16 protein-coding genes are annotated in these 19,742 nt (G+C 41.9%); 8 read left to right on the forward strand and 8 right to left on the reverse strand.

Annotated elements, in window-relative coordinates; translation table 11 throughout:
• Positions 1-312: 312 nt before the first annotated feature.
• Positions 313-1,062, reverse strand: a complete 750-nt coding sequence (locus tag NST45_RS25090) for a WecB/TagA/CpsF family glycosyltransferase (protein ID WP_038568435.1) — start codon at positions 1,060-1,062, stop codon at positions 313-315.
• Between the two features lie 357 nt (positions 1,063-1,419).
• On the reverse strand, positions 1,420-2,301 hold the full coding sequence (locus tag NST45_RS25095) for a nucleotidyltransferase domain-containing protein (RefSeq protein ID WP_339824110.1): 882 nt from the start codon (positions 2,299-2,301) through the stop codon (positions 1,420-1,422).
• Between the two features lie 185 nt (positions 2,302-2,486).
• Here NST45_RS25095 and NST45_RS25100 point away from each other — a divergent pair, with 185 nt between their 5' ends.
• Positions 2,487-3,533, forward strand: a complete 1,047-nt coding sequence (locus NST45_RS25100) for a YncE family protein (protein ID WP_339824112.1) — start codon at positions 2,487-2,489, stop codon at positions 3,531-3,533.
• 47 nt (positions 3,534-3,580) lie between these two features.
• On the opposite strand, the gene NST45_RS25105 is transcribed toward NST45_RS25100, so the two are convergent.
• Entirely contained in the window at positions 3,581-5,104 is a 1,524-nt protein-coding gene (locus NST45_RS25105; RefSeq protein ID WP_339824114.1) for a DHA2 family efflux MFS transporter permease subunit, read from the reverse strand.
• Between the two features lie 205 nt (positions 5,105-5,309).
• On the opposite strand from NST45_RS25105, the gene NST45_RS25110 reads away from it, so the two are divergent.
• The 5 genes from NST45_RS25110 (at position 5,310) to NST45_RS25130 (ending at position 10,772) form a co-directional block, all read left to right on the forward strand.
• Complete coding sequence (locus tag NST45_RS25110) at positions 5,310-6,200, forward strand: TetR/AcrR family transcriptional regulator (RefSeq protein WP_249267784.1); 891 nt, start codon at positions 5,310-5,312, stop codon at positions 6,198-6,200.
• Between the two features lie 77 nt (positions 6,201-6,277).
• Positions 6,278-6,967 (forward strand): response regulator transcription factor, encoded by a 690-nt coding sequence (locus NST45_RS25115; protein ID WP_076124606.1) that lies wholly within the window; start codon positions 6,278-6,280, stop codon positions 6,965-6,967.
• Complete coding sequence (locus NST45_RS25120) at positions 6,964-7,968, forward strand: sensor histidine kinase (RefSeq protein WP_076185674.1); 1,005 nt, start codon at positions 6,964-6,966, stop codon at positions 7,966-7,968. The genes NST45_RS25115 and NST45_RS25120 overlap by 4 nt, the downstream gene beginning before the upstream one ends.
• 106 nt (positions 7,969-8,074) lie before the next feature.
• On the forward strand, positions 8,075-8,836 hold the full coding sequence (locus tag NST45_RS25125; RefSeq protein WP_038568421.1) for an ABC transporter ATP-binding protein: 762 nt from the start codon (positions 8,075-8,077) through the stop codon (positions 8,834-8,836).
• Positions 8,826-10,772, forward strand: a complete 1,947-nt coding sequence (locus tag NST45_RS25130) for an ABC transporter permease (RefSeq protein ID WP_038568418.1) — start codon at positions 8,826-8,828, stop codon at positions 10,770-10,772. Before NST45_RS25125 ends, NST45_RS25130 begins: the two co-directional genes overlap by 11 nt.
• Positions 10,773-10,936: 164 nt before the next feature.
• Here NST45_RS25130 and NST45_RS25135 read toward each other — a convergent pair whose 3' ends face one another.
• The gene (locus NST45_RS25135; protein ID WP_076101242.1) at positions 10,937-11,608 is read right to left on the reverse strand and encodes an O-methyltransferase; all 672 of its coding nucleotides are present in this window, start codon (positions 11,606-11,608) and stop codon (positions 10,937-10,939) included.
• Between the two features lie 228 nt (positions 11,609-11,836).
• Between NST45_RS25135 and NST45_RS25140 the strand changes: the two genes are divergently transcribed.
• Positions 11,837-12,733 (forward strand): LysR family transcriptional regulator, encoded by an 897-nt coding sequence (locus tag NST45_RS25140; protein WP_076101240.1) that lies wholly within the window; start codon positions 11,837-11,839, stop codon positions 12,731-12,733.
• A 65-nt stretch (positions 12,734-12,798) separates the two neighbouring features.
• Here the strand turns inward: NST45_RS25140 and NST45_RS25145 are convergent, their stop codons facing one another.
• From NST45_RS25145 to NST45_RS25155, 3 genes are all read right to left on the reverse strand, one after another.
• The gene (locus NST45_RS25145; protein WP_339824116.1) at positions 12,799-13,281 is read right to left on the reverse strand and encodes an NUDIX domain-containing protein; all 483 of its coding nucleotides are present in this window, start codon (positions 13,279-13,281) and stop codon (positions 12,799-12,801) included.
• 36 nt (positions 13,282-13,317) lie between these two features.
• Entirely contained in the window at positions 13,318-15,033 is a 1,716-nt protein-coding gene (locus tag NST45_RS25150) for an ABC transporter ATP-binding protein (protein WP_339824118.1), read from the reverse strand.
• Positions 15,034-15,339: 306 nt separating this feature from the next.
• Positions 15,340-17,592: a glycoside hydrolase family 127 protein gene (locus tag NST45_RS25155; RefSeq protein ID WP_076142323.1), complete on the reverse strand. Its 2,253-nt coding sequence runs from the start codon at positions 17,590-17,592 to the stop codon at positions 15,340-15,342.
• Positions 17,593-17,737: 145 nt separating this feature from the next.
• Here NST45_RS25155 and NST45_RS25160 point away from each other — a divergent pair, with 145 nt between their 5' ends.
• Complete coding sequence (locus NST45_RS25160) at positions 17,738-18,631, forward strand: helix-turn-helix transcriptional regulator (protein ID WP_036682739.1); 894 nt, start codon at positions 17,738-17,740, stop codon at positions 18,629-18,631.
• Positions 18,632-18,678: 47 nt separating this feature from the next.
• Here NST45_RS25160 and NST45_RS25165 read toward each other — a convergent pair whose 3' ends face one another.
• Positions 18,679-19,656, reverse strand: a complete 978-nt coding sequence (locus NST45_RS25165) for a phosphotransferase (RefSeq protein WP_339824120.1) — start codon at positions 19,654-19,656, stop codon at positions 18,679-18,681.
• Between the last annotated feature and the right edge of the window lie 86 nt (positions 19,657-19,742).

Here is a 19,742-nt window from a genome sequence, read left to right on the forward strand (position 1 = left end):
TGTTGTTTATTATTATTAATTTGTTTAAAGGTCACAACTATAGTCGCACTTACATTCTACTCGCTACTCTTACACTTACTCCCACTACTCACTTTTACTCCTACTCCTTACCTCAATCCCACTACTTGCTCTTGTTCATACTCCTCATCTTACTCCCACTAATCTCTCCTACTCTTCCCCCTACTCCTCACCTCACTCCCACTAACCACTATTACTCTTCCCCTTACTCCTTACTTCCTACTCTCACACCTGCCTCCTCTTCCTCTCACACCAACCGAACCAAAAAAGGCCCCCATAAACGAGGCCTTTTCTTCATTTCTTAATCATAGCTCGGAACACGAATTTGGGCAGCACTGCCTGTCTGCGCCATCGCGACTTTTGTCCCTTCGCAACTGGAGCGAACAAAAGTCGATGCAACCACTCCAGATTGAGTTTTTTCCATAGCGCTGGTGCAGGAGTAACTTTTCCCGCTATTACATCCAAGCTGCCCCCCACGCCAAAAACAACTTTTACCTGCGTAAGCTCCTGTTTGTGCTTATATACCCATTTGTCAGAGTATGGCGCCCCCATCGCAACGATCAGAAAATCCGGCTGTGCACGCTGAATCTCTGCTACAATGGCAGGCTCCTCTTCCTTGGTAAGAAAACCATTATGTCTTCCTGCAATCTTCACATTCGAATATAACTCCGTGATCTTTTCGACCGCTTTACAACTGGTAAGCTCATCTGTTCCCAAGAAATAAAAACTCCATCCCAAGCTATTTCCTTGCTCCAAAAGCTCAAGAAGCAGCTCATATCCAGTTACCCTCTCAGCAATAGGATCGCCTTTTCTTTTTGAAGCCATCACAATGCCAATCCCGTCAGGAGTGATTAAATCCGCTTCTTGAAGTATGGTTCGTAGCAGCTCGTCCGATTGACTTGTTATCGTAATTTCCGGGTTAGCCGTGATCAAATGGAAAAGTTTCGGTTCTCCGGATTGAATATGTTTTGTTAGATGAAGTGTTGTCTCATGTAGTGTTAGTTTTGAAAAGGGAACTCCTAATATTGAAACTGTCCCGTCCATATAATCACCTCTCACTAAAATTTCACTTCAATATACCTTACCATAATCAAGAGGAGGAAGGGGGGGCATTTAAGTTACTTAATCACTACAGCCACTTACCCAAACACTATAGCCACTTCAACCACCCGACCATTCCACCACCGTAGCCACCACAGCTACTACGCTACTACAGCCACTACAGTCCACCATAGCTTCACCTCATAATAACCATTTCACTCCCTCCGCCACCTCTCCAGCCACCACAGCTACTACGCTACTACAGCCACTACAGTCCACCGTAGCTTCACCTCACAATAACCACTTCACTCCCTCCGCCACCTCTCCAACCACCCCAACCACTCAACACTCACCCTACACTCAATCCTCCATAAACTTCCACCACTCTACTAACCAAGGTTCATTGATCCCCCGCATGCGGAATTCGTCTACAAGTATCTTCCGGAAACGTTTTTCCATTTTGACAAAGTTATTATCCTCCTGGTACATAGGGGCAAAGGATTCATCATCTCTAATAAAACTCCAAAAATCGCCCGCACACTCCGTAATCTTTCGTCCGACAGTCGTTTGTTTGGCTACAGGTACCAGCCATTTGTCGTAGGGGTAGGGATAACCTTCAATAGTAATGGCACAGCGTAATGCTTCTTTATAAAGAGAAACCGCTAAAAATAAAATAGGAAAGGCGTCGCCACGCACTACAGGATTATCTAAGCTTTTGGCATAACTTCTTAACTGTATGTATGAATTCTTACGAAATCTCATTAGGACTTCAGGTTGGAGGGGGACATAGGCATCAAAAAGTGACTTTACATCCAATCGGTCATAGTAGATATAAGAAATAGAAGCATTCCACAGCCATTCCATATTTCCGCTCATTAACGCCGCTTTAATTTCTGATATTTTATGCAGTGTGTAATGTCCGGACTTGCCGCTGGGAAGTCGTAAATCCATAAAAAAACTACTTTGCTCCGGGATCAACCCCGCTTGCTCGAACCGATGATTAATGCTGCTATAATACTCGTCCTGACAAATAATGATTACATCCACATCCGACTGCTCATCCACCACACCAAGTGCGGTCGATCCATCAAGGAGAATACTTACCCGCTGACTCTCCTCTTTCATTAACGGATGATTTAGAATTTCTTGCGTGATATACTGCCCAATTTCCTCTAACAATTCACTATGAAGCTGCGTCTTATCAGGTGTTAATAAAATATCCGACAACACTGATTTCACCATCTCAACCCCAACCTCCAATCAATCTCAATTTTTCAAAAAATAAAACGCTTACACCTAACCTAATATTTGGATAATGGAGTACCATTCTACACTCCTAATATATATCTTGCAAGGATAAATGAAGTACCCTTTTGCCTAAGCCTAAATATAATGAAGTATCTATTCACTTGGAAAGGGGTAAAAGCATGGCGCAGCCAAAAGTGATTGCTACAGTCCGCTCTGCCGGACCGATCGGAGATATAAAAGTAAATGTCGTTACGAATCGAGTATACTTTGTAAACCCAGACACCGAGGCTGGAACTATCGGGGTATTGGAGGGCAGAACTAATCGCATTATCGCTCGGATCCCTGTAGGAAGACTGCCGTCTCAGCTCGGAATCAACCCCCGAACCAACCGGATTTATGTACCTAACTTCCGTGACGAAAATGTCTCTGTCATAAACGGGCGGACAAACCAGGTAATCAAAACTGTCAAAGTAGGCCGATTCCCAGACAATATCGGAGTGAATGTTCGAACCAATCTGATTTATGTAACTAGCGCATTCGGAACCCTATTCGTCATAGACGGGAAAACAAATCAGGTCCGCAAAAAGATTGAAATCGGTGGACGCCCATCCAGAATCGTTATCAATGAGCTTACAAACCGTGTCTATGTGACCAATACAGCAAATGATAGCGTCACCGTCATTAACGGAACTACACAGGCTATCATTGCGACAATAAAAGTCGGAAGTAACCCCGTGATAGCGCCAGCACTTAATAAAATTACCAATCGTATTTATGTCGCTAATAACTTAAGCCGGTTTCTTTCTGTGATCAATGGCCGAACCAACAAATTGTTGCGTAATGTACAGCTGGGACGTCTGCAAAGCGAGGTCGTTATAAATCCCCTGACGAACCGTATTTTTGTTTCAAGTGCACAAGTTGAAGGTAAAGGAAAGCTATTCGTCATCAATGGAAATAACAACAAAATCATTACAACAAAGGTTCTTCCTACTTCCTCCAACATAACCATTAATCCGAATACAAATCATTTATTTGTTGGTAATTTCGATAAAAATCATATGTCCGTTTATAACGCCACCACGTTTAAACGGCTCGCAAGATTCCCCTCTGTATCAGGCAGTACTGTGCTAAACCCGCTCATAAATAGAATTTATGTAGGTGGAAACGACTCCATAACGGTCATTCAGGATGGACCAAGACTCACTCAGAGCTCTATTTTTAATTAAGACAAAAAAGACGCCCACCACAGGTGAGCGTCTTTCTGCATAGCAAATTACATCGATCTAGCGGATGAAACTTGTTTAACAGCCACTTTTTTTTCGACTGTTTCCGTATCCTTAGGCTGTATCCCTCTTTTTATGAAGAAAGCTAGGATAAAGGCAATGATGGCTACGCCTACTGACACTAAGAACGCATCGTTAATTCCTTCGATCGTTGCTTTTGCGATGACTTGGTTTTGAATACCAAGCAATTGCTCTGCAGAAGGTTTAGCCGTTAATTTACTCACAGCTTCTGCTACCATATCTTTGACATGTGAAGTGGTACTGTTAGACATAATCGTTACAAGCAGCGCCCCGCCAATCGCTCCGGAGACTTGCTGAATCGTACTGTTCATGGCTGTACCATGCGGTGTATATTTAGCCGGGATGGAGTTCAGACCATTGGTCATCACAGGCATCATAACCATTGAAATCCCGAACATTCTCACAGAATACAAAATCATAAGTGTCGAATATTTCGTTGTTTCAGTTAGATCACTAAAGAAATACGTACTGATCACTACGATAGCCAGACCCATTAACGCCAAGACTTTGCCGCCGAATTTATCGAACAATTTACCTGTGATTGGAGACATAACCCCCATAATCAACGCACCAGGCAACATTAGGAGTCCCGAATCCAGAGGTGAAATGCCTCTAATATTTTGCAGGTAAATCGGCATTAACATCATCGCTGAGAACATCGCCATATTCAGTGTAATCGAAATCGCTGAGGATAAAGCGAACATCGGATATTTGTACACTCTGAAGTTAAGCATAGGCTCCTTCATTCTCATCTGGCGCATTATGAATATCACTAAACCAATAACCCCGATAATAAGGGTGGAGTAGACCATTGGATCATCCCATCCTTTATTCCCAGCGGAACTGAAGCCGTATAGAAGACCCCCGAACCCAATCGCTGATAGAACTACAGATAGAATATCGATTTTAATAGCCACATCTTTTTTAGGATCATGCAGTTTGAAGAAGGCAAGAATGAACACCAATACGGCGATAGGTGCAATCATAAAGAACAGCACAGGCCATTCATAATGCTGAATAATCCATCCTGACAGTGTAGGACCAATGGCTGGTGCAAAAATCATAACCAAACCAAACATCCCCATGGCCGAGCCGCGTTTTTCAGGTGGAAATGTGGTAAACAATACATTCATTAATAATGGCATCATAATTGCGGCCCCTGAGGCTTGGACCATTCTCGCAATCAATAATACAGGGAAACTTGGAGCAAAGCCTCCAATAAAGGTCCCTATTGCAAATAATCCAATGGCGATTAAGAATAATCGTCTCGCTGTATACTTTTGAATTAAAAAGGCCGTTGAAGGAATCATGATCCCGTTCACTAGCATATAACCCGTCGATAGCCACTGTACCGTTGAGGCACTGACATCAAAATCCTTCATAATCGATGGTAAAGCTATATTGAGTAGTGTATTACTTAGTAAAGCAACAAATGCACCAATCATAAGGATTGCCAAAATCCCATAGGACGCTTTACTTTCTTTCGTTTTCATTTTGGAATCCTCCATTCTATAATCATACCGTCGGTTCAAATTTGAACTTATGTTACAATGTAGAATATATTACTCTTATATTTACTGCTTGGCAAGTCAGAATTCATTTAAAAACTAAATTGTATTAAGTGGAAATATAAGCTAGTCTATTCTACGTGAAGTGTTTTTTTCGCACAAAAGAGTCCAGCTTAAAGGGGCACCTAAGATGATAAATAAACGGAAAGAGCAAGTGATTCAAAAAGCACATGAATTATTTATTGAAAAAGGCTACCACGCCACATCCATACAGGACATTCTGAATCACAGCCGGATCTCCAAAGGATCTTTTTATAATTATTTCCCTTCCAAAGGGGATCTCTTTAAAGCTGTATTCACCTCTATTCATGACCAGCTGGAAGAAGGCAGAAATGGCCTGCTCATTGGCCAGGACCCCTCTGACATTGATATATTCGCTAAACAAGTTCAACTGGTTATGAAAATCAATAAGAAAAATAAATTGTTGCAGCTGGTTGAAGATGCCCTGGTCTCCAATGATCCGGACTTAATTACGTTCATCAAAAAAACTAAATTCACCTTATTAACCTGGGTGCATGAACGTTTCCTGCATATATTTTCTGAAGATAAGAAGCCCTATCTACTGGATGGAGCCATCATTTTCACAGGCATCTTGCAACATATGCTGCAAATTAACAGTGCCATGAATGAAGTCATTACCTCTCAACAAATCATTAATTATTGCACTACTCTTATCCAGACGATTGTTGAGGATGTAAGCGAAAAGGGAATCCAACTTATCTCCCCCGATCATGTAGGGAAACTATTGCCTGTTGCTGAATACACTGATTTTTTTAATAATGATTTATCGTTTGCGACCGTAAGCTTAAAAAAAATCATTGATAAATCATTCGCCGCCGATGATCCTAGCCTGTCCAATGCACTGAAGCTGTTATATTTTATCCAAGAAGAGATCATGAACAACAAGGAACCAAGAGAGTTCTTAATCGAAAGCGCCCTGCTCTCCTTGAAAATGTGCCCTCAGTTTAATGAAACGAAGGAATTTGCGCATTATCAGACAGTGTTATCTGCAATGCTCTAAGCACAATCAAAGTATGGCTTCAATCATTTAAGCGTATTCTAAATGCAAGGCACGAAACTAAAAGTGTGGTGACCGATTTGTTCAAGCTTTTATTAATCGAAGATGATACAACGCTGTTTAATGAGATCAAAGAACGGCTTACGCAGTGGTCTTATGATGTATATGGCATTCAAGATTTCAACAATGTTACGCAGGAATTCACGGAAATCAAACCTGATTTAGTGATAATTGATATCCAATTACCCAAATTCGATGGATTTCATTGGTGTAGAATGATTCGCTCTCACTCTAATCTGCCGATTATCTTCTTATCCTCCCGGGATCATCCGACAGATATGGTGATGTCCATGCAGCTGGGAGCCGATGATTATATCCAAAAGCCCTTCCATTTCGATGTACTCATTGCCAAGGTGCAAGCCATTCTCCGGCGGGTGTACAATTACAATACGGATAACATTGAACTCAAAACGTGGTGCGGAGCCACCGTCGATTATGAACGGAATTCAGTGACCAACGACACGGGAACGATTGAGCTTACCAAAAATGAGATTTTCATATTGAAATTGCTCATTGAGAAAAAGAATAAAATCGTCACCCGCGAGGAATTAATTAATAGCTTATGGGACGATAAGCGCTTTATTAGTGATAACACTCTTACCGTCAACGTAAATCGGCTGCGCAAAAAGCTCGACGAGCTTGAATTAGGGGCGTTTATTGAGACGAAGGTTGGACAAGGGTACGTAGCCATTGAAGAGGATTCTCTATGATTAAAAAGTACCTGCTCGAAAGACTCGGTTGGATTTTGCTTTTTCTCTTTGTACATCTATTTATGCTCTTTATCACCTTTATGGACCCGACCATCCCCCTGTCTTCAGTGCTCTATCTGGTCTCTTTATCGATGATTTTTTTCGTAATTTTTCTAGTCATTCGCTATCCTAAGGAAACCAGATTTTATAAAAGCTTAAATGAGCGGGACGATGATCTCGATCTGACAAGCATCGCTCTTGCCGAAAGTCCTTTTGAGAAAATCATCGAAGAGAGCATCACCAACCAAGTGAAATTGTTAAAGCGGACTGCTTCAGACAATTTAATGAATTTGGAGCAAGAGAAGGATGAGTTGTTATCCTGGATTCATGAAGTAAAGACTCCACTGACCGCAATGCATCTAATGATTGAGCGTATAGAAGATGATGTTATGAAGGGGCACTTGACCTATGAGTGGCTGCGTATTCACCTGCTGCTGGATCAGCAGCTCCATCAAAGACGGATACCCTTTATTGAAAACGACCTGTACATGGAGCAAATCGATATAGAAACGCTTATTTTTAGTGAGATTAAGACATTACAATCTTGGTGTATTCAGAAGGGAATCGGCTTTGAGTTGAACTTAGAAGCTGCTGAAGTGCTTAGTGATGCTAAATGGCTGGCTTTTATCCTCAGACAACTCCTAACCAACGCCGTAAAATATAGTGAAGCTTCTGATATTACAGTGAATAGCTACCAGCAAGCTGAACATATCGTTCTTGAGGTGAAGGATTGCGGGCGCGGGATAGATCCGAAGGACCTGCCGCGCATCTTCGACAGAGGGTTTACTTCCACTACTGTACATCGCGACAATGCCGCCACAGGCATGGGCTTATATTTAGCTCAGAAAGCAGCTCAATCATTACTCATCATCATCGGAGTTCAATCCAAGCTCGGAGCGGGATCAACATTTACGCTAACCTTCCCACTCAAAAATGAATTCGTTAAAATCTCAAGCATGTGACAACAATGTCACATGCTTTTATATTTTGTTCGGGCAATCGCAGGATAAGAACAATAAACTTTTTTATAATAAGGCTATACAAGAAGAAACGAAGGAGTGAATCATTATGGCAATTCTAGAAGCTACTAAAATTCATAAAAGCTATGGCAATAAATTAAACAAACAATCCGTGTTAAGCGGACTCGATATTCGTATAGAAGAAGGCGAATTCGTTGGCATCATGGGGCCTTCCGGTTCAGGTAAAACAACCCTACTCAACGTACTCTCGTCGATCGACAAAATCAGCAACGGATCTATTACCATTGAGGGCAATGAAATCTCCAATATGAAAGAGAAGCAGCTCGCGGAATTTCGCAAAAATCATTTAGGTTTTATTTTTCAAGAATATAATCTCTTGGACACACTGACGGTAAAGGAGAATATCCTGCTGCCACTATCCATTACCAATACACCCAAGAAAGCCGCCAATCAGAAATTCGAAAGTCTCGCAAAGGAATTGGGGATTTTGGAATTAAAAAATAAGTACCCCAATGAAATCTCTGGCGGTCAAAAACAACGTACCTCAGCAGCTCGTGCCTTCATTCATGATCCAAGTATTATTTTTGCTGATGAGCCTACCGGGGCGCTGGATTCTAAATCCGCTTCTGATTTATTAAATAAGCTAAGTGAACTCAATCAAAAACGAAAAGCAACCATCGTTATGGTTACACATGATCCAGTGGCTGCCAGTTATTGCAGTAGAGTTATTTTTATAAAAGATGGAAAAATCTATACGCAACTAAATAAAGGAGAACAATCAAGACAAGTTTTCTTCAACGACATTATAAAAACACAGGGTGTATTAGGCGGTGTGCAGAATGAGCATTAATGTATTAATGATTCGAAATCTGCGAAAAAACATTCGAAATTACTACCTATACGTGTTTGCGCTAGTTTTTAGTGTGGCCTTATATTTCGCCTTTGTCACCTTGCAATATGATCCCTCGATGGATGAGCTGGAAAGCTCTATCAAAGGGGGCGCAGCAATCATGGCTGCCTCGATTTTACTAGTCGTAATTGTCTCTATTTTCCTGTTATATGCTAATACGATCTTCATCAAACGACGCGGTAAAGAAATTGGCTTATTTCAGTTAATTGGAATGACCAAAAATAAAATCTTCCGCATTCTTTCGGCAGAGAACTTTATTCTGTATTTCGGTTCCTTGGTCCTGGGGATATTGGTTGGCTTTTCTATCTCAAAATTAATCCTCATGATCTTATTTAAGATAATGGGGGTCGATGCTATAGCCTCCCTTCATTTCTCTATCGAAGCTTTGATTCAGACGTTGATCGTATTCTGTGTGATTTATCTTTTGATCATGCTGATGAATTATGGATTTATTAAAAGACAAAGTATTTTATCCTTGTTCCGGGTGACCTCAACAACAGAAGGTACAGTGAAAAAGTTATCCTTCTTTGAAATGATCATAGGGATTGTCGGAATTGGCCTAATCCTACTGGGCTATGTGCTCTCCTCTAAATTACTTACCGAAGACGTAACCTCAATGAATCAATTGGCTATATCCATGATTACTATTTTGGGATCCGTCATTATTGGGACCTATCTATTTTATAAAGGCTCGGTAAGTTTTATTTTTCATATCATTCGTAAGCGGAAAAACGGCTATCTGAACATTAGAGAGGTTCTATCTCTTTCCTCCATTATGTTTCGCATGAAATCCAATGCCGTATTATTAACCATCATTACAACGGTATCGGCACTAGCGCTGGGTTTATTATCCCTTAGCTACATTTCCTTTTACTCTGCTGAGAAAACTTCCAAGCAATATGTCCCAACGGATTTTGTATTCACGAATGCCCAAGAGGCTGAACAATTTACAAAGATCCTAACGGCAAATGATTTAGTATTTACAGAAAGAAGGACCCAAGTCCTTCAGGTCGATGTAGATGTTGAAGAGATTCTTGTTAAAAAACCGGACGGAGACAATATGTTTTCAAATATTATGACCCTGGCGGTCATAAGTGAAAATGCACTTGAAGACGTTGATCTAACTCCAGATAAAGCTTATTTCACGAAATCAAGCAGTACATTGGATAATTTTGTTACTATGAAAGATAAAGGTGCGATTGAACTCAAAGGGTTACATGAGGTTTTTCCGCAGGATTATAAAAGATTAGATATCGAAAGTCCCATTTCAGGGTATTACACAGGTGGTGGCTTACCGGTTGCGGTTGTAGACGAATCGATCTTTAAGCGCTTAAAGAAGGATTTAGATCCTGCCCTTCAAAGAGGATCCTCCCTTAATATCGGGATTGATATGAAAGTCCGGGCCAGCGTTGAACAGGCAAATGAACTTTTCAAGACCTTAAAATTTGATGAGAATAACAAACAAGACTCTCAATTAGAGTCGATAAAAGGTCAAAAACAAAATATGGGACTCATTATGTTTATCGTTGCTTTTCTGGGGTTAACCTTCTTGATTACCTCCGGATGTATTCTATACTTTAAACAAATGGATGAAAGTGAAAATGAAAAACCTAACTACACCATTCTGAGAAAGCTTGGATTCACGCAAGGTGATCTGCTCAGAGGTATACAGATGAAACAATTGTTCAACTTCGGTATTCCATTAGTCATAGGTCTGCTTCACAGCTACTTCGCCGTTAAATCCGGCTGGTTCTTATTCGGCACAGAGCTTTGGACACCGATGATTCTGGTGATGCTGTTATACACTGCTTTGTATTCGATCTTTGCAATATTGTCCGTCTTCTATTACAAAAAGGTGATTAAAGAGGCGCTTTAAAATAACGAAGGTGTTCCTAAAGCCATCATGGCTTAGGGACACCTTTGTTTGATTTGATATCATTTACAGGTAGGAGGCACCGGCATCTATCGGACACAGATGAACCTCTTTCTAAGCAATAGCGTCACTGGGGTCCGTAACGCTCAGAGGACCTGTGAAATCCCTCAGCTATTCACAATCCCCAATACAAATCCATCATAACCTTTGCTTCCCACCGTCTGAATGGCAGTAGCTGAAATTCTAGGCTCTTCAGCCAAGAGATCATAAAATTCCCGTACGCCTACTACACGAGGGTCTTCGCTATTCTCATTAATGACCTCACCTTCACGAATCACATTATCTCCAATGATCACCGTTCCGGGCTGGGAGAATTGCAGAGCCCACTTTAAATAGTTAGGATTATTCGGTTTATCGGCATCTATAAAAATAAAGTCGAAGGGTTCAACGCCCTCTTGTTTCATCTGAGACAGTTGCTCTAATGCATCCCCTACACGAAGCTCTACCAGATGATCCACCTCGGCAAGCGAAAGATTAGCTTTAGCTACCTGCGCATGAATGGGATCCAGCTCCAAAGTAACTATCTGTCCGTCAGACGGCAGGGCTCTTGCCATCCAAATCGTACTGTACCCGCCCAAGGTGCCAATCTCCAAAATCCGGCGTGCACCTTTCATTTGCACCAGTAGATTCAGGAATTTCCCCTGACTAGGCGAAACATCAAAGGGCGGCAGCCCTGCCTGTTGATTGGTGACCAACACTTCTTCCAACACAGAGTCCTGTGGAATCAGGCGCTCTGTAATATACTGATCGACTTTATCCCAAGTAGTCGTTTGATTCATATTTATCACTTCTCCTTTAGTATTTGTTCATGGTTGAAATCCGGAGACAAAGGCGATCGCTACGCTCCTACAGTTCCAAACCTCCTCTCCATTACTCCTTTCCCTAATCTCATCTTTCCAAGTTCATCTTTATATCTGTATTGTAAATCAGTTATAATCATAAATATAATATATCTTTAAGTCTAATTTATATATTTAATATATAAATCGAAGAATGGGAGTTTAACCATGAACCTACATGCCTTACGCTTATTCCATGTAATCGCATCGACAGGCAGTGTGACACGCGCTTCAGAAATTTTAAATATAAGTCAGCCTGCCATCACTGCGCAGATTAAGAAGTTCGAAAAAGAACTGTCCTTTACCCTATTTAAACCTCAAGGCAGAGGAATCGCTTTAACGGATGCTGGGGAAGAGCTTACTCTACTCGCCAAGCGACTGTTCGCCGTAGAACAACAAATTGAACAATTCGCTCAAGATTATGTTAACGGCACTAACGGAAGTATCCGTCTAGCCGCAACGTATTTGCCTGCTCACTTTCTCATTCCTACCTGGATTGCAAAGTTTAAGCAACAATATGAACAAGTGGAGATGATGATCACCACTACCAACTCAAGTGATGCCCTCAAGCAGCTGTTAAATGTAGACGTGGATATAGCTATTTATGGAGGAATCGCCGAGGCTTATCCAGATACAATCCAGACAGAAGAGTTATTTCAGGACGAGTTATGGTTTGTAGTCGCACCCGATCATCGTTATGCCAATCAGCAAGTTTCTCTATCCGAAATGATGAAGGAACCCTTTGTTATGCGTGAAGAAGGAAGTTCAACGCGGGAGCGATTATTATCTTTATGCCGCACATACAACACACCCGCTCCTATCATCTCTTTGCAATTTAATGGACTACATGAAGCCATCAAAGCCGTTATCGCCGGATATGGCGCAAACTTCGTTTCTTCATTAGTCGTACGCAAATATGTAGAGCGTGGAGAATTGTGCCGAGTATATGTAGAAGGAATCCATCTGAAGAATACCATTGCGATCTGTACACGTAAAAATGAGCCCTTATCAGCAGCCGCAGTGAATTTAATTGAGATGATTCGTCACAATCCTTATACGATATAGCGGAATGATCGCTCATTCCCAACAAAAGAGGCCTTCCCTTTCGGGAAAGCCTCAAAGTTTCTTTTTTACACCGTCCGATCCAATTTAACTTCAAACGCACCTCCAGTTACATAATCCATGTACCTAGTATTTCCATCGAAATCCAAATAAGCTTGATAGCGGGTACGAATAGCCGCTGCAGAAATCAGATCCAGCACCTTCTCCTTGGCTACCCACATCACTTCAGATGTTTCCTCCGAAGTACTTAATTCTCCTCCCACGGGCTTGCAGATAAAGTCTAACATGACCTTGGTAGGAACATCCGTCTCACCGTCATACCATTTATGCATACCTGTATTCGAATACACGCCAATCAATTGAGAAACAACGACATCTATTCCACTTTCCTCTTTAATCTCGCGAATTAGTGCATCCATTAGGTTTTCTCCAACTTCCACTTGTCCTCCAGGAAATACCCACTCACCATGATGTGTTTTTACTAAAAGAATATCTCCCTCTTCATTTATTGCAATTCCACCCACCGCTACAATATGTGTTGGCCAAGCCATCGATAGCACCTCTTTTTTTTAGAAGAGTCTAGCAATTTATCGATAATCTGTAAACGATATTTTTCTATTCCATAACGCTTTAAAAGCTTCGCACTGTTCTATTAAATCATCAAACTTCCCTTCCCCAACAATTGACCCTTGATCCACTACCAGTATCTTATCAACGTCTTTTATAAAATTAAGCCTGTGGGCCACAATGATGATAGTTTTGTCCTTAAATTCATTCAAAATCGTCTCCATAAGACTCTGCTCAGTGATATTATCAAGCGCTGACACAGGCTCATCCAGAATTAGAATATTTCTTTTTTGGGCAATGATTCTGGCAAACGCTAATCGCTGTCTTTCGCCTCCTGATAATTTTAGACCTTTTTCGCCCACCAAAGTATCTAAGCGATCCGGCAAATGGCTTACTTTTTCCTGCAAATGAACTTTTTCCAAAATCTCATATAGCTCTTCATCGGACAGAGTATCCTCATCGAATACAATATTATCTCTTATCGTAGCATCGAAAATCGGCGTGTCTTGGGATAGATAGGAAATATGATCATAGTAGCTATTCAAACGAATCTCATCGATATCCTTACCGTCCAGTAAGAGTTCACCTTCGCCCTTTTTTAATAACCCCACAATCAATTTAATCAGCGTAGATTTCCCGCCTCCACTTAATCCGACAATAGCAACAGAAGTTCCTCGCGTAAGCGAAAATGACAGGTTATTCAGTATCTGCACATTCCCATAAGTAAAGGACACCTCCCTAAACTCAATATTGCCTTGGAGCTCAGTGATGGCTTCTCCGGATTCCAAGTTCTTATCTTCTGGGGCAGCAATAAATTCCTCGAATCTTCTGTAAGTCACTTTATTCAGTCTGTAATCTACAAATAAAACATTGAAGATGGCAATTGGGGTATAAATTTTATCGATGAACATAAACAATGCGACCACAATACCAAGTGAGGTCTCGCCTGCGACAATGCTTTTCACACCATAAATCAGGACAATAACTTTAATGATCGTGACAAATAACTCGAATATAGCGAAAAAAGCTTCATGAATCATTTTTAGCTGAGCATTTTTATGAATGATAGTGCGCGCGGTCTGGCTTAATTTATCGATCTCTTTCTCATATCTCTTGTTGGTTCTAAAGACGACCAATTCCATAAACCCGCGGATAGAGAATCTGGACATCTTTTCTTGCTCTTGGAGAATGGTTGCCTTCATGGCATACAGAAATTTCAACAGCAGATTTGTTATCAGAAAGACGACCACATAGCCAGCTGCAATCACTAACATGATCCTTAGGTCATAGAAGCTGATAAAGACTAGACTGAATAGAAGAGTAGGTAACAACTCATGTAGTGTTTTGAGAAAAAAAGAAAAAATAATGCTGTTTCCAGCCGCTGCCCCGTTCTCGATTACCTTAATCATTTGCCCTGTTCCCATATCCTGATACGCTTGATAATCCATTTTTGATATTTTGGACAGTGCAATAATCTTTAACCTCTCCGTGATGCTGTTCGATAAAAACACACTCGGGTATTCGTCTATATAATTCAGGATCGCCACCCCAGCTAGCAGAACCCCATACACTATAATTAATGTGGATATTTCACCAAAACTGTTGATTACCGTGGCCTTATCTAATATTTTTTGAAAGACAACAACACCTAAACTACTTAACAGCTGAATGGCAAAACCCAATAAAATATAACCACCTACCCAACACTTTAGGTGAGCTAGACTCTTTTTTAACATATCGTTTATCCCCTCTTTTAATTGAATGCAAAAAAGCCAGGCACCCCTATCTCACTGTAAAAAACCATCCACAAATAAACGGTTCTCTAAGTTAAATAGGTTAAGTGCCTGGCTCTACAAAAACAGCTGCCTATGGCACCGTACAAAGCTCTAGTTAGTTGTAATCAAAAGGGTAGACTCCCCCCTTGATAGCTGGTACGCGTTTCACCCAGCCCGATAACTAGTTCCTTGTAACGGTACGGAAAGACATCCATTTCACCTCAATTAAAAGAATTGACCCTATTATAATTCTGTAAGCCTTTTAATTCAAGAATTACGTTTAACGATACGAAGTCCGGCCACTTGGCCAACCTTATGTCCTTCATGAGAAGCAAACTTGATCGTAACCGCTGATTTGCCGCTCGTGATCGGTTGCGGGAGTTCATAGCGAATCGTCTCCAGCTTATTCATCTCCTCAGACTCAAGAGTGCCTACACCAAGTTGCTCCCCATCCGCCAAAATATCGAATGCCAGCGAAGTATCGTTCGACTTCAGATACGTGACCACCAGATCCACTTGCTCATCCGGCAAAACTTCCATCGTGAAGGAGAACCAGCCATTGATCCAGCTGTCCCGATACTTGCGATTGTGGATTTTGCCTAAGCCTACAAATTCACCTGTGAAATTATGATCGCGTTCAGGCTGCATTTCAGCAGGTTGTACGGAATCGACAGTTAACAGCTCAAGCAGCAAGTTATTCTCCACGGCTTCGCGATATTCAGCCTCTGCCAGTTTCCACTCTTCCGGTGTGAACAAATCCCAATACACGGAATAACGATGATCATGCATAGGGTAGAACGGACGAAGCTCATGATCCCCTGTATACCCTAAACCTTTCATCCGGAACACATTTTTGCTCACAGTAGATTGGATGAGGTTGTCCGTCAGTGTGTCCCGATCTCCGATTAATACGGAGGCAAGGGCGCGATCGCTATTGGCCTCTGCATTTATAGACCCAAAATCACCTGCGAGCACAAGTGGCCCGTAAAGGAAGGCAACTCGGTTGGGATTATCCGGCATCGTCTCGATTCTCACCGACATCGGAATATCGTATTCGACAACGTCTCCATCCTGCCACTCTCTATCCAAAGTAAAGTAGTTAGATTTGCCTACATTTACTTGAACATCTTCACCATTTACGCTAACACTCATCCCTTGCTCAGCCCAGTAAGGATGTCTTAGCTTTAATGTGAATTTCGTTGGCTGTGCTGCACTGATCCGCAGTACACCTTGTCCCTCTGCCGGGAACTTGGTCTCTTGCTGCAAGCTAATGCCTTGCTCTTTCCAAGCCACTGTAGAAGGTACGTACTGATTGACATAAAGCTCATCTGCACTATGGAAGTATATCGCCGAGCCATACATAGAATGGCTTTCCATTCCCGAGCCTACACAACACGTAAAGCTTTCGAACTGCGAATTAAATGATTTATGTCCACCCATCTCGAGAGATACAAAGTAACATACCCGGCCATCTACCGGCTCCTGAGAGGCTAAGATGTGGTTATACATCGCACGTTCGTAGTAATCCGCATACGCTGCATACGCATCCCATTGGAACATATGCTTGGTCAGCTTCAGCATGTTGTACGTGTTGCATGTCTCACAGGAGCCTTCGCCCAATCGGTCATTTAACTTATCCGGTTCACCAAAATGCTCATTATAGCTGTTGCCGCCGATCACATAAGAATGATGATTCACGACCCGATCCCAGAAGAAGCGGGAAATACCTGCATAATGCTCCTGCCCTGTTACCTCATATTGTCTAGCAGCTCCGATGATTTTTGGAATCTGTGTATTAGCATGTCTTCCAGCTAGGGTATCTTTTTCTATAGCAAGATCATTAAGCACTTCCCCATGATAAAAGCTTTCCGCTAACGCGAGGAAACGCTCTTCCCCGGAATCCTCTGCCAAATCCGTCAGCGCTTCATTCATGCCGCCAAACTCACAACGCAGCACCTCTTGGATCTGATCTTTACTCAGCCCTGCAAAAATATCCTCAAGCCACAGGCCCAGCTTCGTTTCAATAACGAGCGCCTTCTGATTGCCGGCCAGTCGATAAGCATCGCGAAGACCTGCAAACAGCTTATGCATCGTGTAAAGTGGCACCCAACCTCCGTTGAGGTCAAAGCCCTGTGAGCGAATGTCGCCTGCCTTCACTTCCTCAAATAACTCCTTGCCACGAGGAATGCCGGAAATAAAGCCATTGCCATGCGCATCCTGACATTGCTCTAATTCATCTACTACATAATTCACGCGTTGTAGCAGCTCTTCATTTCCCGTAGAGGCATACATTAACGCACATCCAGAAATATAATGGCCTAACGTATGGCCGCTAATGCCCTGAGATTCCCAGCCCTCGTAGTGAGCAGCCTTAGGCTCTAAGCCAGCATATTCGCGAAAACGCGACAGAAGCCGATCTGCCTCAAGCTTGAGTAAATAATCAGTATTTAACTCCATCGCATGGAGAAGTGGACCTGAATCAATTCGTACGTTCTGTAGATCAAAAGCTTGCGTCTTCAATGAAATCGCTCCCTCGCAATCTTGTCAGGGTTAGATGACAAGTGTATATTTGTATCCATAAGATAACACCGGAACGTTGATTTGTCGGTAGATCAGTCGTACAAATAGTGGACAAACCCGACTTATTGATTGCTAGGAGGACCGCATGAGCTATTTAAAAATAAATGCAGATGTACCTGTTCATTTTACAGCGGCAGGTGAATTTATCTCAGAAACACCATGGAAGCATGTGGAGCGTGTTATGGGGAACTACGAACTAATCATTGGCGTGAACGAAACAGTATATTTGAGTGAGGAAAACAAACAATTTGAAGTAGGCCCTGACGAAGCTCTTCTGCTCATGCCTAATCGCACACATGTCGGCTATAGAGAGTCACGACCCGGGGTTAAGTTTTATTGGTTTCATTTCGAACTGACAAACGAGGGGCTATTGCTGAGTGAGGAGGAAATGAAGCCTGAGGCAGAAGAAATCTTTTCGCGCACACAGCGCTTATGGTCCGTACATGATCTATATCTGCCCCAAATCATAAAAATCGAACATAGTGACCGGATTCATATTCTGGCGAATCAAATCCTTCATGTGGCCAATTCGGGGTATTTAACCTATTCCAGCGTTAATTATTTGCTGACCTCGCTTTTAATTGAGCTATCTGAGCATGCACTTCAGCCGTTCGCCAGTAAGCTGATCCGCGCACAGCAAGATGTCACCTTCGTCAAAATAGCTGAGTGGACAAGGATACATGCAAGCGAACCGCTTACCGTGGCCATCATCGCGGATAAATTCAATTACAACAAGGACTATTTAGCTCGGCTATTTAAACAGCATACCTCCATGGGGCCATTGGAATATATCCATTCAGCACGTGTGACTAAAGCGAAGGAGCTACTAACCAGAACCGCATTAAGCGTGAGGGAAATCGCGACAGAGACGGGGTTCACCGACGATAAATATTTCATGCGCCTCTTCCGAAAATACGAAAACATGACGCCCACCCAATATCGTAACGCTTATCATAAGACGTTTATGAATAATGACTGAAGTAAAGCCACCCCTAAATATGGAGTGGCTTCTTGTTTGGGTATTGTCTATTGGATAGAATGAACTTCACACCAATTACGTAGGAATTGCAGATTAGTATTGAAGTAATGATCGTTTTGCCACCCACAACTCCAAACCTGTGCGTTCCCTGTGTGCAGACCCATCAACCATATCTCCCGGATAGCAACAAATATAGGGATTGCCTTTAGATCGTTCTCAGATAATACTTTATGCTTTTGGTATGACTCCAGGAAAACAGTCCATTGTTCATTGTCAAAATGCTCTCGTTCTTTCCCTCTAACCCTTGACCACAAAAACACGGAAACATCATAGGCCCTCCAGCCAAAACCTCCGCAATCAAAGTCGAAATGAGTCAGGGTATCCTCGTAGAAATGTACGTTCGCTCCATGAAGATCACCATGACATGCCCCCCAATCCAGCTCTGATGAGATTTCTGCTATGCTATTTGCCAATACTTCCGACAAAGATTCTAGATAATCGATATCCTCTTGCCTGTGGGATAAAGGCTTGCGAATCGATTGAAGCGGTTCTTTAAGCAGATGATCCAGATTAAGCGTAAATCTTTGCTGCCCACATTCGAAATCATTCATAGCCAGATGCATCTTAGCCACTTGTTCACCGTATAATTCACAGCTAGTTTTTTCATCGGAATAATTGCCTTTTGCAAAAGTAAACAGTACTGCGTAACGTGTTCCTTCAGGAGCCTCCAGCTCAATTAGGTAACCACCATCCCTGCTGATTACCGGAGCCGATACAGGGATATTGTTCTTATTTAAGTGATTCAATAACTCCACTTCAAAATCAATCTCATGTTTATTTCGCCAATGAGCTTTATAGATCCTAAGAATGTATTTATCAATAGAGGTCTTTAGTAAATAGGTATCATTAAGTCCGTTCTCATAAAAACTACACTCCAAAACATCCCCGATTTCATAAAGATCATTAATTACGGGTACTAAGGCATTGGAAGAAATAACGGAATGATACACCGGTAGTTTCAGCATATAAATCACCCTTCAACGTTAATTGCTACTCACTATTTATTTTCACGTTTGGCCCGTATAAAGGCGAGGGATTTATTAAATATAGC

The organism is Paenibacillus sp. FSL R7-0163 (genome assembly GCF_037969975.1).
Lineage (GTDB): Bacteria > Bacillota > Bacilli > Paenibacillales > Paenibacillaceae > Paenibacillus_AQ > Paenibacillus_AQ odorifer.

What these genes read in the sequence shown, in the direction of transcription:
- NST45_RS25090 (WP_038568435.1), bottom strand. Translation starts at nt 1,062, where the DNA reads ATGGACGGGACAGTTTCAATATTAGGAGTTCCCTTTTCAAAACTAACA.
- NST45_RS25095 (WP_339824110.1), bottom strand. Translation starts at nt 2,301, where the DNA reads ATGGTGAAATCAGTGTTGTCGGATATTTTATTAACACCTGATAAGACG.
- NST45_RS25100 (WP_339824112.1), top strand. Translation starts at nt 2,487, where the DNA reads ATGGCGCAGCCAAAAGTGATTGCTACAGTCCGCTCTGCCGGACCGATC.
- NST45_RS25105 (WP_339824114.1), bottom strand. Translation starts at nt 5,104, where the DNA reads ATGAAAACGAAAGAAAGTAAAGCGTCCTATGGGATTTTGGCAATCCTT.
- NST45_RS25110 (WP_249267784.1), top strand. Translation starts at nt 5,310, where the DNA reads ATGATAAATAAACGGAAAGAGCAAGTGATTCAAAAAGCACATGAATTA.
- NST45_RS25120 (WP_076185674.1), top strand. Translation starts at nt 6,964, where the DNA reads ATGATTAAAAAGTACCTGCTCGAAAGACTCGGTTGGATTTTGCTTTTT.
- NST45_RS25125 (WP_038568421.1), top strand. Translation starts at nt 8,075, where the DNA reads ATGGCAATTCTAGAAGCTACTAAAATTCATAAAAGCTATGGCAATAAA.
- NST45_RS25130 (WP_038568418.1), top strand. Translation starts at nt 8,826, where the DNA reads ATGAGCATTAATGTATTAATGATTCGAAATCTGCGAAAAAACATTCGA.
- NST45_RS25135 (WP_076101242.1), bottom strand. Translation starts at nt 11,608, where the DNA reads ATGAATCAAACGACTACTTGGGATAAAGTCGATCAGTATATTACAGAG.
- NST45_RS25140 (WP_076101240.1), top strand. Translation starts at nt 11,837, where the DNA reads ATGAACCTACATGCCTTACGCTTATTCCATGTAATCGCATCGACAGGC.
- NST45_RS25145 (WP_339824116.1), bottom strand. Translation starts at nt 13,281, where the DNA reads ATGGCTTGGCCAACACATATTGTAGCGGTGGGTGGAATTGCAATAAAT.
- NST45_RS25150 (WP_339824118.1), bottom strand. Translation starts at nt 15,033, where the DNA reads ATGTTAAAAAAGAGTCTAGCTCACCTAAAGTGTTGGGTAGGTGGTTAT.
- NST45_RS25160 (WP_036682739.1), top strand. Translation starts at nt 17,738, where the DNA reads ATGAGCTATTTAAAAATAAATGCAGATGTACCTGTTCATTTTACAGCG.
- NST45_RS25165 (WP_339824120.1), bottom strand. Translation starts at nt 19,656, where the DNA reads ATGCTGAAACTACCGGTGTATCATTCCGTTATTTCTTCCAATGCCTTA.